We start from the raw sequence: 16142 nt of genomic DNA, 5'->3' as shown, positions 1-16142 counted from the left end.
CCTTGAACATGATCAGGCAAACCCCAAAGAAACGCATGAGTGTCAAACGTATGCGTAAGGCCGCTGGCTGGGATGACTTGCTTTTAACTGAGATTTTGGCTCAGGTATTTTAATGAGGTGGCCCTGCTAAGCCACTTCTTCAACAAGCGTTTTCAGGCTCGCCAAACCCTGTTCAAACTGCCCGCCGACCATTTTGTCGCAGTTCATGATCAGCCCCATCGCTTTGCCCATCAAGTTATTTGTACCTGTCATGCTCCAAGTCACGGTGGTTTGGTCGTCTTTGGATGTGAAAATGAATTCCGATGTATTAGTGGCTTTGAAAGGTTTTTGAAAATCCAATCTGAATTGGATGTATTCGTCAGGGCGGCTGTTGGTGATGGTCATGCTGCCTACGCCGACTTTGTTATTGCCTGCCCAACTCATTTTGGCGCCGATTCCCGCTTCAGGGCCGTCGAAGGAATGGGTGGCGGCGGGATCGAGTTTTGCCCACGGGGACCAGGCATCCCATTTTTGTAGCGTGTTCACATGCGGAAAAATGGCGGATGCCGGAGCGGATACGACACCAGTTCGGGTAATTCGAAAATCGGCAGGTTGTCTGGCGACAATGACCAGAAATACGACGATAGCAACGATGATTAAAATTGGGATGATTTCCAGCATGGCAGTTTCCTCGTGTTTAAGAATAAGAAATTGAATTATAAATCATTTTTGTCTGAAAGTTTCTAAGGTCTAAGACATTGTTTTAAAAGCGTCTCGGATGTCCGGGGCCAGGGCTTAAAACATTTCGTACTTTTCGTGGACAACGCGTAATGTCAGTTAGACATAACAATAAATCGGCTACCATTTAGGCGGGACAAAAATACCTGGGCTAGACCTGTCAGGTTTTAAAAACCTGACAGGTCTAAAGTCCTGCGGGTAATTGGGAAGTTACCTCTGTCCCGCCTTAAGTTGGTAGCCAATAAATTTGCCGCACTATTTAAAATTGCCCACATCAAGTCTAAACTGGTTTTTTATGATTTTGAGCATACCTATGTTCCCTAATTGCCCTGCCATCATTTTCGATCTGGACGGCCTGGTGCTCGACACCGAAACCACTTACATTTTTGCTTGGCGACAAGCTGCCCAAGCGATGGGTTATGCCTTATCAGAAAGTTTTTGCCAGTCATTTTCCGGTTTGCATGGTCAGGCGGTAGAAGCAAAATTACTGGCGGCTTTGGGCGCTGATTTTGATTTACAGACGTTTAAGCAGCAAGCGGGGGAGTGCTGGCGTGATTATGTAAATGTCCACGGTATTCCCGTAAAACCTGGAGTGCTGGAAATATTAGACTATCTTGACCAGCAAGCCATCCCATTTGCATTGGCAACCAACAGCCGGGCCATAAACGCCCGTGAATGCTTGGCACTGGCAGGTTTGGGCCATGCGTTTCCATTGCAAGTCACCCGTGATGATGTCACTGCCGGTAAACCTGCGCCGGATATTTTTTTGCAAGCGGCGAAATTGTTGCAAACGCCCATCGGGCGGTGTTGGGTTCTGGAGGATTCGCTAACCGGCATTGTCGCAGCACACCATGCCGGCGCGTTTTCGGTGCTGGTCCCCTCGGTAATTCCTGCTGAGGCCCAAGCACTTGAATTATGCGGTAAGCTATTGCCCGATTTGCATGCGGTGCTGGCTATGATACGTATCAATGATACGTTCTGAGTTCGCCCATCATTGAGCCAATCAGGTATAATTTCACATTTACCGTACTACCTACACACTCAATTTGATAGCTAAACATTCTAAGGTTTCCGTCATTGCCCCGGCACGTTTACACATGGGTTTTTTTGATTTAAGTGGTTCGCTGGGGCGCAATTTTGGCAGCATCGGTATCGCCCTAAATGAGATTGAAACCCGGTTGTCGATGGCTCCCGCCATCTCCCGCACAATAAACGGGCCATCGTGCGAACGGGCGGAACTTTGCTTGACGATGCTTTGTGAGGCATTGAATGTCCCGGACGCCCTCAATATCACTATCGAAGCCGCGATCCCTGAACATGTCGGTTTGGGTTCTGGCACACAAATGGCGTTAGCTATAGGTACGGCGTTGAATGCCATATATGGTTTAGGTTTGACCGTCCGCGAGATCGCCGCCGTTACCGAAAGGGGCTTGCGTTCCGGTATCGGCATCGGTATTTTTGAGCAAGGCGGTTTGGTGGTCGATGGCGGACGCGGCGAAAAAACAATAACCCCGCCCGTGCTGGTGCACATGGACATTCCTGATGATTGGCGGTTTGTGCTGGTGTTTGATGTGCGCGGCCAAGGCTTGCACGGCTTGCAGGAAATACAGGCATTCAATCAATTACCACCCTTTCCGGCACTGGAAGCGGCGCGTTTGTGTTATTTATTGTTGATGCAAGGGTTGCCCGCCGTCGCGGAGCAGGACTTGGATAAATTTGGCGAGGTGATCACCGAGTTGCAGCGGTCAGTAGGCGAACATTTCGCCCCGGCACAAGGCGGAGTGTTCACTAGCCCTGAAGTTGCCGAAGTTATGGCTTGGCTGGCACAACAAGGTGCGGTGGCGATAGGCCAGACTTCCTGGGGCCCAACCGGTTTTTGCGCTGTAAAAGGTGAGGAAGTTGCCGAAGCGGTTACGCAACAGGCGCGTGAGCGGTTTAAGCAGTTTGAAAACCTGACGTTGGTCACTGCCAGTGCGAGAAATACCGGTGGTGAGGTGTTGTATGTTTAAACATATTTATTATCAGATAGTTAAAATGCAAAAGTGAAAATAAATGAAAAATATTTTTGAAAGGTATGAAGCCATTTATTAACGGTAAAAATAAGTTTTGCACCAAAGAAGCATGTTATCACACGGTTTCGGTGCAAAAAATTATTCAAGTTCATTCGATAGACTTTGTTTTATTTATAACTAATTGAATTTAATTAATATAAATATGTGGCACTATTAATGCTGGTAGTAAGGTAAGTCAAGTTTACCGTCACGTTCGCCTGTGTTTGGTGCCATCCTGGCGTTCTATTTTCTCGGATAGAACGCCTTTTTTATTGGGTATATTCCTGTTAATCATTGAAAAATTTGTTTTAAATAGGAAAACTATTTGAAATAAGTCATCTTTTTTAGCAACAGTCCGCAATAAAATCCCGATCAGACTGATAACAGCAGACGTTTCCGGTACAGCACTACATTTTATTGCTATCAGTCTTATCCATAAGCACAATACCCATCGATACAACGCTTACCCACCAAACTACCTCACCGCCATGCCTTAAGTTAAGAGTTTGTCGCTATTTTTCAATGATGTAGCTATAGGATGTGCCGACGACAGGAGGCGCATCAATCGCGTAAAAACTCGACAGATGCGCTTCGTTCCTTTTATGTCCTGTGGGGCACAAGAAGTTTGAAAGGTCTGACGGGTAATATTTCTTGAGGGTGTATTTGTAGGGGCGGGTGGCTGCTCACCATTGGGATTGCCCCGATTCCAATCAGGCGACTAATCGGTCGCTAATACAAACTGGCTACATTTGCAGTGATGTTGAACAAACCTAGTATGTTGTCAGCATTGTTTTGACGGGTGAGGCTTGTAAGGCTTAACCTTGCTCGACATTTCAAGAATGACGAAATACTAGGAACTACACGACAACATCGAGCATCCCGCCCTTTGCCTGGCCCAATCCGGTCTTTTGGCGGCCTTATCTTCTTTATCGGGCTGTTCATCATAAGGATGGCGCAGCAATTCCAGTAATTCTGTGACTTTGGAAAAATCGCCTTGTTCGGCTTGGTCTATCGCCAATTGGGCCAGATAGTTGCGTAGCACATATTTGGGATTGACGGCATCCATGCGCTGGCGGCGTGTATCATCGGGCACACCTTCGCTGTGGACGCGCTTTAGATAAGCCCTGAGCCATGAACCCATCCGCGCTTGGTAATCTGGCGTGATATGTTCGGGCAGGTAATACGCTTCCAACAAGGGGGACAGCAGTTGTGCGTCATTGGCTTCAAGATCATGGCGGCTCAGCCACGCCAAGCGGCGGAAGAATATCGTCATGTCGGTTTCGATGCTTTGCAAGAGGGTCAGCAACTCCGTGCATAAGTCATGGTCGGTTGCCGGGTTAAATGCTTGCAAGCCCAATTTTCCCGCCATCATCGCCTGCCAGCCTTCGGCAAAGCATTGTTTGTAACTGTTTAGCGCGGTTTGCAAGGGGGTAATGTCTTCACTGTCCAGCAACGGAAAAATGGCGTTTGCCAATTGACCGAGATTCCAGAAGGCTATTGAGGGTTGGTTGCCGTAGCGGTATCGCCGCTCGCCGGCATCGGTGGTGTTGGGTGTCCAGTTCAGGTCGTAATTCTCCAGCCAACCATAAGGCCCATAGTCTATGGTCAGTCCCAAGATCGACATATTGTCGGTGTTCATGACACCATGTACAAACCCGACCCGTTGCCAATGCAATATCATTTCGGCGGTGCGGCGGCAAATTTCTTCATACCATTTTAAATACACGGCAGGGGAGGGTTCGCCCAAGTGCGGAAAATCGGTGCGTATCGTGTAATCGGCGAGTTGTTTGAGTACGTCGATTTCGCCACGGGCGGCAAAAATCTGGAAACTGCCAAAGCGTGTGAACGAGGGCGCGACCCGGCAGACTACCGCCCCTGGTTCGGCTTGGGGGTTGCCGTCGTAAAACATATCGCGGATGACGGTGTCGCCGGTCAGCACCAAGCTTAAGGCGCGGGTGGTGGGGACGCCAAGATGGAACATGGCTTCGCTGCACAAAAATTCCCGTACCGATGAGCGCAGCACCGCCAAACCATCGGCAGTGCGCGAGTAGGGCGTAGGGCCAGCACCTTTGAGTTGCAGTGTCCAACGTTCGCCGCGTCGATTGAGCACTTCGCCCAGATTAATCGCCCGGCCATCGCCGAGTTGCCCCGCCCAGTTGCCGAACTGATGTCCGCCATAACAGCTTGCGTAACTGTCCATGCCTTGCGCCAAGCGGTTGCCGGTGAAAATATCGGCAAATTCGTCGCCGGTACACGCTTCGTCCGTTAAATCCAAAAGTTCCGCCACTTCACGCGAGTAGGCGACTAATGTGGGTTGGCTGACGAGTGTGGGTAGCACTTTGGAATAGCAAGCACCTAAAACTTGGCGGCGGAAATTTTGCGGCTCAGTATCGGCTGGAAGCTCTCGAATGAACGAGTTATCAAAGTTCAATTGATCTAACGCGTGTTTTACGGTCATAAGGGGAGGCTGAAAAAATAATGGTTAATGTGGGTTGAACTTCAAAGGATGCCTTTGTCCAGGCGGTTGTGGTTGATGGTCAGGATCGTGATGATGGTGTTGATCAAAACCATGTCCGCTTGGACGTTGATAAGGATAGAAATAGGGGTTGACGATATAGGGACGGTTGATGATATGCGGATGTTTGGCTTCTTCGGCGAGTTCTTCTTGCGCCTTGGCGCTGCGGTTAAGTGCGTCAATTTCCGCCTGTCTATCCAATTCCGTTTGCCGTTCTTTTTGGGCCTGCCGCTCCGCCACCTCCCGTTGGGAAAAATCGTTTTCCCAGGCTTTTAATTTGGCTTGTGCTTCGGCAGTTTTAGCCGGATCAGGTTTTTCTATGACAATTTCCGCTTGTTTAACGGCGGCGGCAGGGCAAGGTTCGGGTTGATAAACGGTTTTGTCATCAATCACACATTTGAATACTTCGGCGTATGTTGGCGTGATGAAAAAAGCCAAAGAAAATATCAGGAAAATTGCCATAAAGTGTTTCATTGTGTTTTCCTCCGATGCTTAATTCTGGTTAATTTTTAGTAACTTAAACGGAATCGAAACCTGTTTTGGAGGATGGTCATTGCCGTGCTTGGATCTGTTGTTGCTTACCTGCAATCAACAATCGTGCCAGTTTCCGCAAACCATCCGAAGTCAAGGTGATCCCTAATGGCGCAACTTTGTTTTCCAATTCATACAGCACATCGGTTGCGGCGAGTATGCCCAGATAATTAAAGCCATCCAAGCCAGGCATTTGTTTGCTGAGTTGCTTTAATTGCGGGGTCAGTTTTTCCCAGGATTGGCTGAAAAAGTCACGCACCGGATCCTTGCCGCCGGTGTCCTGGCCTGTCAAACCTGCTTGGAAAGCTGTGCGCGAGGCTTGCAGCACATTGCTTAAGGTGGCTTGTAACGCTTGGCTTTGTTGATCTTGACCCATGCCTTTGATGGCTTTGTTAAGCAAGCCTTCCCAGTTTTGCCATATTGCTTGCCATTGTTGTTGTTCGTTTGGGTTGAGTGCGGCACTGGGGGCTTGCGCGGCATGTTGGATAGGGGCGTCCAGGCCCAATTGCACGGCGATGCCCTGATCGTTGGCCGCCGCGCTGGTGAAGGTCAAGCTGTTGAGCATTTGGCTGAGTTCCGCCGCTTCCGGTTTGGGCAGCCACAGGTTGACGTTACGCTCCATGTCCTTATGCACACGGTTCAAATCAATGCTTAGCCCCGCCAACTTCGGTTCAACGACACTTTTGAGCAAATCTTGCAACTTGTTGATATTGACCTGGTGGCCTTGTTGGTCGTAAGCAATGGCTTGGGTTACGGGTAGGCTCAGCACCGTATGGTCGGCGTTCAAGACGGGCTGCTGCAAGGTTTCCAACACCCCTTGCCAGTTTAAGATGGGGATGCACTGGCCGCCCAGTTTTGTGCCGAACTGTACCAGCACATCGTTCTCTAAGCGGATTTGTTGGTCTTTGCCGTCAATTTTTAGGTTGGCGAGTTTTAAGGAGCTGCATTTTTGCCCGTCTTGCCAAAGCTCGGCGGTATTGCCTGCACCTTTGTACAGGCTGTTGCTGACCAATTTGTTGATCAGTGCGTAATCAAGTTGTAAGGGCAGGTTTAACGCCTGTGCCTGGGTGAGTGGGCTGGCAAATAGGGACAAGGCAAAAGCGGCGGTGGATAAAGCGTGTTTCATAATGGGTTCCTGACGAAATAAAAATGATTCAAGTATTGGTTAATCTCTCTGAACCCGCAATGAACCAAATGTTCAGCCGATTTCGACAAAACTAGATAACTATTGCCCGTCAGTGATTATCCGCTAGAATGCCCGTTTTTTCATATTTTAAGAAAGGGTTATCCATGTCAGACATAACAGCAGATTCAATATGGTTCAGGACCGGCGAAGCCACGGTATTTTCCAGCGAAGGCCAGGGCACCGATGCCATGCCGGAAATCTTGATCGGCAGCGTCAAAGGCCCGGCCGGGCAGGCATTCGCCAATTTGATGGGGCAAACCGAAGGCCATACCCGTATGTTTGCCATCCGTGCTTGCAACCAACAAGTGCGCCCCGCCACCATGATCGTACCGAAAGTGACCATCAAATCCGCCGCTTACGTCAACCTGTTCGGCGGCCCGGTGCAATCGGCCATCGCCGATGCCGTGCTGGACAGCGTCATCGCCGGCGTCATCCCCGCTGGATTGGCGAACGATTTGTGCATCATCGCGATGATCTGGATCGCACCTGAATGCGCCACCAATCCAGAATTGGATCGCAAAGATTTGTACCGCACCAATTACGAAGCCATGAAACTGGCAATTTCCCGCGCCATGAACAACTCGCCGACGATTGAAGAACTGATCGCCAACCGTAATACGATAGTCCATGAGATGTATGACCCGGAGACCGGCGAGTCGCAGTGGTAGGTATTATTTTGGTGGCGGGTCAAATCCGTGGTTTGATTAAACTGGACGGAGTACAAATCTGGGTTTGTACTCCCCAAAACACAAGTTTGATCCACTACCCATTGTTTTGGTTTGCGTCTATGGTGGCTGACAATGCGAAGACGTATACATGTAATTTAGTCCAGAAAGCGGGCTGGATGATTTTCTTGAAACAAGCCATGGCGGGTAAAGTGATGGAGACAATCCAACGCAGCCAAGATGGACGCTATTTGGTAAAAGGATAAGATTGGATTGTCAAAGCAAGCAATTACTTGGCCCACTGCCCACAGTTAAGAGTTTAATTTAATTAAAACAATGTATTACGAATTTGTAGGTCGGGTTACGCTGACGCTACCAATAGTAGGCGCATTAGGCGACCCGACCTACAATTGATATTAACCACAAAAACATAATCGTAACCGCATGAATATTAATATTTATTCCTTAACTGTGGGCAGTGGGCCACTTGGCTGGGTATTTACATGCTTCAAGATTGGGTCTGTTTGCGCAAGCGGTCGGCCAACACGCGCATGACGTTCAGGGCAAAATACGGATGTTCCTGGACGAGGAAGTTGAAATATTTTTCATTGATGGCAACCACTGCACAGTCGGTTTTAGCAATGGCGTTGGCATACCTGATTTTGCTGTCAATCAAGGCCATTTCCCCAAAAATCTCACCTGCACCTAAGGTGATCAAGTCTTTGCCGTCCAATTTGATGGTCACTTCCCCTGATTTAATGTAGTACATATCTTCACCGGTTTGGCCTTCTGAAAATATGATCTGGCCTGCCGAATAATTTTCGACTTCTTTATCGTTATTTAAGATATGAAAATTGGGCAGCAACGACATGATTTTTCCTTAAGTGATGGGGTTGGTAAAATTTGATGGAGACGGATTTTAGCACGATAGGATACGCTATTATCAATGCTTCACTCTCAGTCAACATCATTTTGATAAGCATCCAGAAATTGTTCGGCATAGCGTTTGTAAATTTTGTGCTTGATGAAGGTGTCGTACAAATCGGGGTCGATATGCTTGGTTTGATGCCCAAACTATCGGAATGGACAATTTCCATTTTTATGGCATTGCCGTGAATCTGGTATAAAGTGCCGCCATCGGCATTTCTGATCGGCATTGCCCCTTGCAAAATCATTTCCAGCAACAGATCGGTGTTCATTTCGGACGATAACGAGACGCCTATCTTTATCAGTTGTTCGAATTGATAATTTATGTCTTGATTGTTCATAATGATTTCCGCGCCCTGCCATGACCTTGAATAAATGATGTTTTCCAGAATATAACGCAGATTTTGGATACCACCCACCAAAGCTAAAATAACTCAAATTCTTCGCAGGATTAATTTTCCTCTTTATCAAAATGCAGAAAGAAGCTATTTTTAGGGCAAGTGTGCAGCAAAATAGCAAAGCTGGCGGTTCGCGAGCTTATGAAACAGGTGGGTAACGGGATGCAGTATAAAGATTATTACAAAATAATGGGCGTGGCGCGGGATGCGGGTCAAGATGAAATCAAACGCGCCTACCGGAAACTGGCGCGTAAATATCACCCGGATGTCAGCAAGGAAACGGATGCGGAAGCCAAATTCAAAGAGCTAGGCGAAGCTTATGAAGTGCTGAAAGACCCCGAAAAACGCGCGGCTTATGACCAACTAGGCGCCAACTGGAAAGCCGGTGAAGATTTCAGGCCACCGCCCAACTGGGACGAGGGCTTCGAGTTTAGCGGCGGCGGTTTTACCGGCGATGAGGCCAGTGCCTACAGTGATTTTTTTGAGCAATTATTTGGGCGGGCGGGGTTTGGTCAGGCAACTGGAGGGCAGCAAAGTTTCCATGCCCAGGGACAAGACAGCCATGCGAAAATCCATATCGATTTGGAAGACAGTTTTCATGGTGCGGTGCGTAATATCTCCCTGAGCGTTCCTGAACTCAACGCGCAAGGCCAAGTGCAAGTCAAGCACAGAAGCCTGAATGTGAAAATCCCCAAGGGCATTAAACCCGGCCAACACATCAAACTGGCGGGGCAGGGCGATCCAGGGGTACGCGGTGGTAAGGCCGGGGATTTGTTTCTTGAAATTGCATTTAACAACCATCCGCTTTATCGGGTGTTGGAATCCGATGTGTATTTGGATTTGCCGGTTGCACCGTGGGAAGCGGTGTTAGGAGCGAAAATGAAAGTGCCGACACCGGAAGGGCAGGTTGACCTTAAAATTCCACCCAATTCAAAACCAGGCAATAAATTGCGCTTAAAAGGCCGCGGTTTGCCTGGCCCAAGCCCTGGCGATTTTTTTGTGGTGCTGCAAATAGCCTTGCCACCTGCGGACACCGAGAAAGCCAAGGCGGCTTACGAAAAAATGCAGCAAGCCTTTGATTTTAATCCGCGTCAGTACCTGGGGGTATAAAGCTTATGGATTCTTACGATTTATCATTGGTGCATACCGGCATTGTCATCGAAGAAGACAATCTGAGCTTGGAGCAATTATGTGATGCCTGCGGTGTCCAGACCGATTGGGTGATCAGTTTGGTGGAAGAAAGCATCATAGAACCCAAGGGCCAAGGACTTTCACATTGGTATTTTTCCGGTGCTAGTCTGGTGCGTGTCCGTTCTGCGTTTAGATTGCAGCGTGATTTAGGGGTCAATCTTGCCGGAATTGCGCTGGCGCTCGATTTGATTGAAGAATTGGATAATCTTCGTGCCCAAATAAAAAAAATGGGGCAGGGCTAATGACGGGCAAAAGCATGGGGAGTGGTTACGGTACCATTGTCTTGACCTAATCATTATTCCCCTCATCCCGATGACCAATGACTTTTGTGAGCTTGGCACATGACTAATTTTTTCATAAAAACAATGGCTTGCACACAGCTCAAGCAGGTGCTGGACTGGGCAGGACAAGAAGGCTGGCGGCCTGGTTTGGCTGATGCCGAATGTTTCCACCAAGCCGACCCGAACGGTTTTTTTATAGGCTTACTGGACGGCGAACCGATTGGCAGTATTTCCGCAGTCAAGTACGGTGACGATTACGGTTTTATCGGGCTGTACATAGTCAAACCTGAGTGGCGTAACCAAGGCTTTGGTATGCAGCTTTGGCAAACGGCGATGCGCTATCTGCAAGGGCGCAACATCGGCTTGGATGGCGTGATTGCCCAGCAGGCCAATTATCAAAAATCCGGCTTTCGCATCGCCTATCGCCATATCCGCTATCAAGGCAACACGGGTTCGTTTGTGCCTATACTGGCTACTAATATTATCGCGGCGGCTGAGTTGCCGTTTGCGGAATTATTGGCGTATGACCGCACCGTGTTTCCGGCTTCCAGAGCGGTATTTCTGCAAAAATGGCTTAGCCAAGAACACGGCACGGCATTGGTAATCCTCAGGCAAAACCAACTTGCCGGATTCGGTGTTATCCGCGCATGTCTTAACAGCTTTAAAATTGGCCCCTTGTTTGCCGATGATTTGGATGCGGCGGAATACCTGTTGAACGACTTGCTGGCGGGCATTCCCGCTGGCAGCGATTTTTTTATCGACGTCCCGGAAGTTAATTTGCAAGCGATGGCGTTAGTTAAAAACCGTAACTTGCAGCCTGTGTTTGAAACCGCTCGAATGTATACATTGGCGATGCCTGACATGGAATTGGGGAAGGTGTTTGGCGTTACGACCTTGGAGTTGGGCTAGTTGGGGCGGATTTGGAGGCATACGCATCAAGCTAAGGAGAAAATCCATAGTTTTAATGATAGTTGTCCACGAAAATCACGAAAATCACGGAAGACACGAAAATCACTAGATAAAATTTCGTGTTTTTCGTGTCGCCTAATGCGCCTACTGTTGGCTTTCGTGGAAAAATTCCTTAGCTTGATGCGTATGGATTTGGAGGTAAAGGCTGTTTGTTGAAAACCTGAGAATAAATGCGTTGGTGCTGACGATAGGAAGCCCAACAAAGCTAAATCAAGATCCCCAAACTTAACCTATCAAGTTCACCACTGGGTTGCCCTGCGTTTTTGGAGTTGTTAATGCCAGCGTGACAAGTGGTGGGGCTTCTTCGTTACCCACCTGCCTGTTTAGTTAAATTGTCCAGAAAATTGGGGGCGGCCCGGCTTTACGCCCGGTCAATCCAATCGCCACGTTTGTCAGCATAAGACGACCATTAAAATCAATCCAGGAATGATCCCCAAAACCAAGCCGATTACAATAGCAATCAGTTCGCCTGATGAATAATCGCAAGCACCGCTTCCCACTTTAACATGGGCGGCGTGGTCATTATCAAGTCCGGCAAGCATCATGCCGTCGAATTGGTCGGCGACTTGCTCTTGGGAGGATGCCACCAGAATATGTGAGCGTACATCATTAAGCCGAGTTTCGGCACTACGCAGGTCGTTGCTGAAAGGCATCATGGTACGGGCATTCTTAAGTGCACCAATGGCACTGTCGGTGGGGGCAAGTGCCAGTGCACGGGCTTGATCGATTGTATCGGCTGCGGCGATTTCGGTCTTCAAGCGGGTGAATTCTTGATACTGGTTTGGCCCGGATGGGCAGGTGGATTTAATCAAAGCCAAAGTGCCCGCCGAAGGCAGGACATTTGCAGATACCGTTTCCGATTGGGCAACAATACCGGCTAATACCAATGCAACGGTAAGCAATACAAGCCAAAATTTCCTATTTTTATTATTCATAACACTTTTCCTCGATTGTAAGCGCAGATAAACAATATTAAGCCACTAAGATAAATCAACTCAAGATTTACATTTTTAACTTTGCTGTAATTGCACCGTGAATGGTTTAATCTCCGCAATTAATCCTGATTTCTTGGCTTTGCGTAAAATGCCTAATGTGCCGATACGATTTACTCCAAATCGTTCGGCGACGCGGCGGGCTTGGGCGTCGTCAAGCAAGACCGTACAGTCCGGTAAACCCGTCGCCAAAGCAATGGCTTCCGCTTCGCCGGGATCGAGCAAGATGGATAACGGCCTTACCAACTCTGGTGATGATTTTTGCAATATCAGCCAGTCCAGTTGGCTTATCGCCGATGCGCCAGGCAAACCCGCACCATCAACCGTACACTTCCCAGACTTTTTCGGGAATCACCACTTGCTGGTAGAGTTTTGGCAATAAATCAAGCTGCCCAATCACGGCCAAGGCAATCAACGGGCTGCTGTCGCCAACAATCGTGCGTTTAGTCATCGTTCAGTTCATCGGCGATTTGGTCGTCATCCAGATTAATAACCGGAATCTCCAACCGCCCCAGCTCGAACATAAACTGCACAACCCATATCGCAAAATGCGGCGGCTTTGCCTAGGGAGAAACGACGCAGTTCAAATAGCTTAACTGCTAGCAAAAAAGTCAGTTCTTTTTCTAGGGCTTGCGGGGATTTTCCTGAGGTGATGAGCAAATCGTCGGGATAGGGTAAGGATAGGGTGGGCATGGGGTGTCCTGTTGTGCTATTAAATTGCCTGTTCTTGATTAGTTTAACATCAGATGTAAATTTTATTCCGGTGAGACGATTTGTATACGACTTACAACAATGCGCTCTGTCAATTGACTAATTGGTGCCACTATTGATACCATTTAAACATGGCTACTAATAAAAAAATACTCGAACAAATGCTCCGTGAGCCGAATAATGTACGGTATTCGGACTTGCTTAAAATTTGTGAAGCATTTTTTGGAAAACCACGACAATCCGGCACTAGCCATACAATATTCAAAACGCCTTGGCTAGGCGATCCCCGCATCAATATCCAAAACGATAAAGGGAAGGCCAAAGCCTATCAAGTCCGGCAAGTGCTATTGGCTATCGACAAATTAAAGGAGCGCGAAAATGAACATTGACCATTACACTTACCGCTTAACTTGGTCAACCGAAGATGGCGAACACATCGGGCTGTGTACCGAATTTCCATCGTTGTCTTGGCTGGCCCATACGCCAGAAGCTGCATTGGCAGGTATCCGGCAACTGGTTGCCGAGGTTGTGGCGGACATGCAAAACAACGGCGAGGGCATTCCTGAACCGCTGGCTGAAAAACGCTACAGCGGCGAATTCCGCGTTAGGATACCGCCCGAAATCCACCGCGCCTTAGCCATGCAAGCTGCTGAACAGGGCATTAGCCTGAATCGCTTGGCTAGTGCGAAATTGGCGGGGTGATTTTTTGTTGGTCTTTTCCAAGCTCCAGCTTTAGGAAACCATGAAAAAATGCTTTATATATCAATGTAGGGTGGGCAAACAGCTTTATCGTTTGCCCACCGTTTGGTGGTATTAATGGTGGGCAGAACAGCGTTGCCCACCCTACCGGGCTGTTTGAATGGATTAGAGCCGTAGAGCGCAATGTGCGATAGCCGTATTGCGCCGCATGGTGAGGTTTGACATTCGGCGCAATACGCTTCGCTATTACGCCCTACGAATTGCGCCTTACCGCGTTGCTGAACAAGGGATTAGCCTGAATCGCTTGGCTAGTGCGAAATTGGCGGGTTGATTTTTTGCTGGTCTCTTCCAAGCACTAGCTTTAGGAAACCAGCAAAAAATGCGCGATATATCAAAGATATCTATGTAGGGTGGGCAAATAGCTTTATCGTTTGCCCACCTTTTGCCGTTATAAATGGTGGGCAAAAGAGCGTTGCCCACCCTACACGGCTCAGTTCATCAGCGATTTGGTCGTCATCCAGATTGATAACCGGAATCTCCAACCGTCCCAACTCAAACATAAATTGCAATTTGCCCATATTGCAAAATGCGGCTGCTTTACCTAGAGAGAAGCGACGGAGTTCAAACAACTTAACAGCCAGCAAAAAAGTCAGTTCTTTTTCCAGAGCTTGCGGGGATTTTCCTGAGGTGATGAGCAAGTCATCGGGATAGGGTAAAGATAGGGTGTGCATGGTGGACATGTATTGCTGTTAAATTGCCGTGCGTACCTTTTTTACAAAATCATCGTGTAGCCGAGATGACGGTACGCACAGCTTACTGTACCTGGCTTACGGATTAACGTGCTGACACATATAATCAACAGCATTTACCCCACTACCATCATCAGTATATTTTTCTAAAGAAGAAATATCGTTAGGGTCATGAGGCCAGACTGGAAATATGGGGAATTGCTCAAGATTTAGATCGTTCAATTTTTGCCAAAGATCATCTCTTATGCAATTGTTTGCTCTACCTTTAGCCCAGTATGCAAAACTTCCTGCTAATAAATCAGCAACCTGCAAGCGGTAATCTTTTTTTGAATCGCCAAAAACAACGCCATTGGCCTTTAACGGAAATTCAAACTTTCGTATGTCATAGCCAATTAATGCTTTTGGTATAACTTCGGACATACAGGCTTCTAGCGTTTCTTTTTCTTGGAATATTGGTTTTGAATTGTCATGCAGCACGTCAAAATTATCATTAAGTTCTTTTCCCCAAAAGGCACATAGTGCAAAGAAAGCGGGGATTGCAGGGTCTAATGAATTGAGGTCTGTATTCTTCAATATATCTTTTATTAATGGCTCAGTTGTTAGGATAGGCTTTAGCTTTGATTGATACCTTTCATCAATGCTCGCGCTATAGACTTGCCATGCTGAATAATAAAAATTGGCTATTGAAGCATCGTCTTGTTTTTTTATCATCTCAACAAAAGCTTGATACATATTGAATGTATTTTCTTTTCCACAAAGAATCGGGGTGAGATAGTAAAACATGTTGGACATGCTCACGTTTGTCCCGTTTTGATATAAGTCAATCCCTTTTTTATAAGCCAATTCTTCAATAAGCATATCAACTATTTTTGTTACCACCATAAATTGCTTGTGGTAGATCATGATTTTTATTTCATTAGGGGATTTTGCAATTTCATTCAAGAATTTAATTAAGCTTTTTTGCCCTGCATTGCTTTTTTTTAATTTTGTAAACTTAGCTTCAATTGTTTGATGGGTATAAATGTATTCCGTAAGCAGATTTTTCGCTTCATTTTCCGAAAAACGGCATGAGGCCAAAACAAAAACAGGTTGATTCTGGTCCAAAAGACCATTACCTCCAGTGTTTCCCGATTCATCGAATGCAATTGTTGTACGCATAGAGGTAAGTTATCTTCTGTAAGTCTACCTGATTTAATTTGGGGTAGTCCCGCAATCGGAATGATTTGCAAAAAAGCAAGCGGTTAAAGCAGAGCCTACAAAAGGAGAGCCAAACGGTCTAAAATTGCTACTTTTTGCCCCGATGACCTACTGCCCGCACTGCCACGCCAGCTCCCTTGTAAAAAATGGCCGCCATCCCCGGACAGGGCGGCAAAAATACCGTTGCCAAACCTGTGGCCGCCAGTTTGTCCAGAACCCCAAGAAACAGCGTGTCAGCCTGGGACAAAAAAGTCTAATCGGCCGCCTGTTGCTTGAGCGCATCCCCTTGGCGGGTATAGCCCGTGTTGTCGGGGTTTCCGAGCGGTGGCTACAAAACTACGTGAACCGGCTTTATGCGCGGGT

20 protein-coding genes and 1 pseudogene are annotated in these 16142 nt (G+C 47.6%); 9 read left to right on the top strand and 12 right to left on the bottom strand.

Annotated features, from left to right (window positions below):
* Positions 1 to 126: 126 nt before the first annotated feature.
* Positions 127 to 660, bottom strand: a complete 534-nt coding sequence (locus PHH59_RS16170) for an SRPBCC family protein (RefSeq protein ID WP_300018654.1) — start codon at positions 658 to 660, stop codon at positions 127 to 129.
* Positions 661 to 1030: 370 nt separating this feature from the next.
* Between PHH59_RS16170 and PHH59_RS16165 the strand changes: the two genes are divergently transcribed.
* Together PHH59_RS16165 and PHH59_RS16160 are read left to right on the top strand one after the other, a co-directional pair.
* A complete protein-coding gene (locus PHH59_RS16165; RefSeq protein WP_300018651.1) occupies positions 1031 to 1699 on the top strand; it encodes an HAD family phosphatase in 669 nt (222 codons plus the stop codon).
* A gap of 64 nt (positions 1700 to 1763) precedes the next feature.
* Complete coding sequence (locus PHH59_RS16160) at positions 1764 to 2726, top strand: beta-ribofuranosylaminobenzene 5'-phosphate synthase family protein (protein WP_300018648.1); 963 nt, start codon at positions 1764 to 1766, stop codon at positions 2724 to 2726.
* An 892-nt stretch (positions 2727 to 3618) separates the two neighbouring features.
* Here the strand turns inward: PHH59_RS16160 and PHH59_RS16155 are convergent.
* The 3 genes from PHH59_RS16155 to PHH59_RS16145 all read right to left on the bottom strand — a co-directional run bounded on the left by PHH59_RS16155 (position 3619) and on the right by PHH59_RS16145 (position 6940).
* Positions 3619 to 5226 (bottom strand): protein adenylyltransferase SelO, encoded by a 1608-nt coding sequence (locus tag PHH59_RS16155; protein ID WP_300018645.1) that lies wholly within the window; start codon positions 5224 to 5226, stop codon positions 3619 to 3621.
* A gap of 24 nt (positions 5227 to 5250) precedes the next feature.
* Positions 5251 to 5757 (bottom strand): hypothetical protein, encoded by a 507-nt coding sequence (locus PHH59_RS16150; RefSeq protein WP_300018642.1) that lies wholly within the window; start codon positions 5755 to 5757, stop codon positions 5251 to 5253.
* A 76-nt stretch (positions 5758 to 5833) separates the two neighbouring features.
* Positions 5834 to 6940: a hypothetical protein gene (locus PHH59_RS16145; RefSeq protein ID WP_300018639.1), complete on the bottom strand. Its 1107-nt coding sequence runs from the start codon at positions 6938 to 6940 to the stop codon at positions 5834 to 5836.
* Between the two features lie 164 nt (positions 6941 to 7104).
* Between PHH59_RS16145 and fae the strand changes: the two genes are divergently transcribed.
* Positions 7105 to 7668, top strand: coding sequence for a formaldehyde-activating enzyme (gene fae, locus PHH59_RS16140; protein WP_300018636.1), 564 nt, complete (start codon positions 7105 to 7107; stop codon positions 7666 to 7668).
* Positions 7669 to 8173: 505 nt separating this feature from the next.
* Here fae and PHH59_RS16135 read toward each other — a convergent pair.
* Complete coding sequence (locus PHH59_RS16135) at positions 8174 to 8536, bottom strand: Crp/Fnr family transcriptional regulator (RefSeq protein ID WP_300018633.1); 363 nt, start codon at positions 8534 to 8536, stop codon at positions 8174 to 8176.
* A complete protein-coding gene (locus tag PHH59_RS16130) occupies positions 8502 to 8933 on the bottom strand; it encodes a hypothetical protein (protein WP_300018630.1) in 432 nt (143 codons plus the stop codon). Before PHH59_RS16130 ends, PHH59_RS16135 begins: the two co-directional genes overlap by 35 nt.
* A 219-nt stretch (positions 8934 to 9152) precedes the next feature.
* Here PHH59_RS16130 and PHH59_RS16125 point away from each other — a divergent pair, with 219 nt between their 5' ends.
* The 3 genes from PHH59_RS16125 (at position 9153) to PHH59_RS16115 (ending at position 11371) form a co-directional block, all read left to right on the top strand.
* Positions 9153 to 10100 (top strand): DnaJ C-terminal domain-containing protein, encoded by a 948-nt coding sequence (locus PHH59_RS16125; protein WP_300018627.1) that lies wholly within the window; start codon positions 9153 to 9155, stop codon positions 10098 to 10100.
* Positions 10101 to 10105: 5 nt separating this feature from the next.
* Positions 10106 to 10423, top strand: coding sequence for a chaperone modulator CbpM (locus PHH59_RS16120; RefSeq protein WP_300018624.1), 318 nt, complete (start codon positions 10106 to 10108; stop codon positions 10421 to 10423).
* Positions 10424 to 10522: 99 nt separating this feature from the next.
* A complete protein-coding gene (locus tag PHH59_RS16115; RefSeq protein WP_300018622.1) occupies positions 10523 to 11371 on the top strand; it encodes a GNAT family N-acetyltransferase in 849 nt (282 codons plus the stop codon).
* Between the two features lie 452 nt (positions 11372 to 11823).
* Here the strand turns inward: PHH59_RS16115 and PHH59_RS16110 are convergent, their stop codons facing one another.
* From PHH59_RS16110 to PHH59_RS16095, 4 genes are all read right to left on the bottom strand, one after another.
* On the bottom strand, positions 11824 to 12366 hold the full coding sequence (locus tag PHH59_RS16110) for a hypothetical protein (protein WP_300018620.1): 543 nt from the start codon (positions 12364 to 12366) through the stop codon (positions 11824 to 11826).
* A 75-nt stretch (positions 12367 to 12441) separates the two neighbouring features.
* Positions 12442 to 12732, bottom strand: a complete 291-nt coding sequence (locus PHH59_RS16105; RefSeq protein WP_300018618.1) for a DUF3368 domain-containing protein — start codon at positions 12730 to 12732, stop codon at positions 12442 to 12444.
* A 10-nt stretch (positions 12733 to 12742) separates the two neighbouring features.
* Entirely contained in the window at positions 12743 to 12874 is a 132-nt protein-coding gene (locus PHH59_RS16100) for a hypothetical protein (RefSeq protein WP_300018616.1), read from the bottom strand.
* Between the two features lie 35 nt (positions 12875 to 12909).
* Entirely contained in the window at positions 12910 to 13116 is a 207-nt protein-coding gene (locus PHH59_RS16095) for a UPF0175 family protein (RefSeq protein ID WP_300018613.1), read from the bottom strand.
* A gap of 149 nt (positions 13117 to 13265) precedes the next feature.
* On the opposite strand from PHH59_RS16095, the gene PHH59_RS16090 reads away from it, so the two are divergent.
* Complete coding sequence (locus tag PHH59_RS16090) at positions 13266 to 13523, top strand: hypothetical protein (RefSeq protein WP_300018609.1); 258 nt, start codon at positions 13266 to 13268, stop codon at positions 13521 to 13523.
* The gene (locus PHH59_RS16085; RefSeq protein WP_300018606.1) at positions 13513 to 13836 is read left to right on the top strand and encodes a type II toxin-antitoxin system HicB family antitoxin; all 324 of its coding nucleotides are present in this window, start codon (positions 13513 to 13515) and stop codon (positions 13834 to 13836) included. The genes PHH59_RS16090 and PHH59_RS16085 overlap by 11 nt, the downstream gene beginning before the upstream one ends.
* A gap of 398 nt (positions 13837 to 14234) precedes the next feature.
* Here PHH59_RS16085 and PHH59_RS16080 read toward each other — a convergent pair whose 3' ends face one another.
* Positions 14235 to 14564: a UPF0175 family protein gene (locus PHH59_RS16080; protein WP_300018603.1), complete on the bottom strand. Its 330-nt coding sequence runs from the start codon at positions 14562 to 14564 to the stop codon at positions 14235 to 14237.
* Positions 14565 to 14660: 96 nt separating this feature from the next.
* Positions 14661 to 15740 carry a DUF3800 domain-containing protein gene (locus PHH59_RS16075; RefSeq protein ID WP_300018600.1) on the bottom strand — a complete coding sequence of 360 codons (1080 nt, stop codon included), beginning with the start codon at positions 15738 to 15740 and terminating at the stop codon, positions 14661 to 14663.
* A gap of 142 nt (positions 15741 to 15882) precedes the next feature.
* Between PHH59_RS16075 and PHH59_RS16070 the strand changes: the two are divergent.
* Positions 15883 to 16142, top strand: a pseudogene (locus PHH59_RS16070) (IS1 family transposase); the annotation flags it as partial.

The sequence above is a fragment of the Methylovulum sp. genome, assembly GCF_028687615.1.
Classification (GTDB): domain Bacteria; phylum Pseudomonadota; class Gammaproteobacteria; order Methylococcales; family Methylomonadaceae; genus Methylovulum.
The sequence above is the reverse complement of the archived record's forward strand: the minus strand, read 5'-3'. Positions and strand labels throughout refer to the sequence as shown.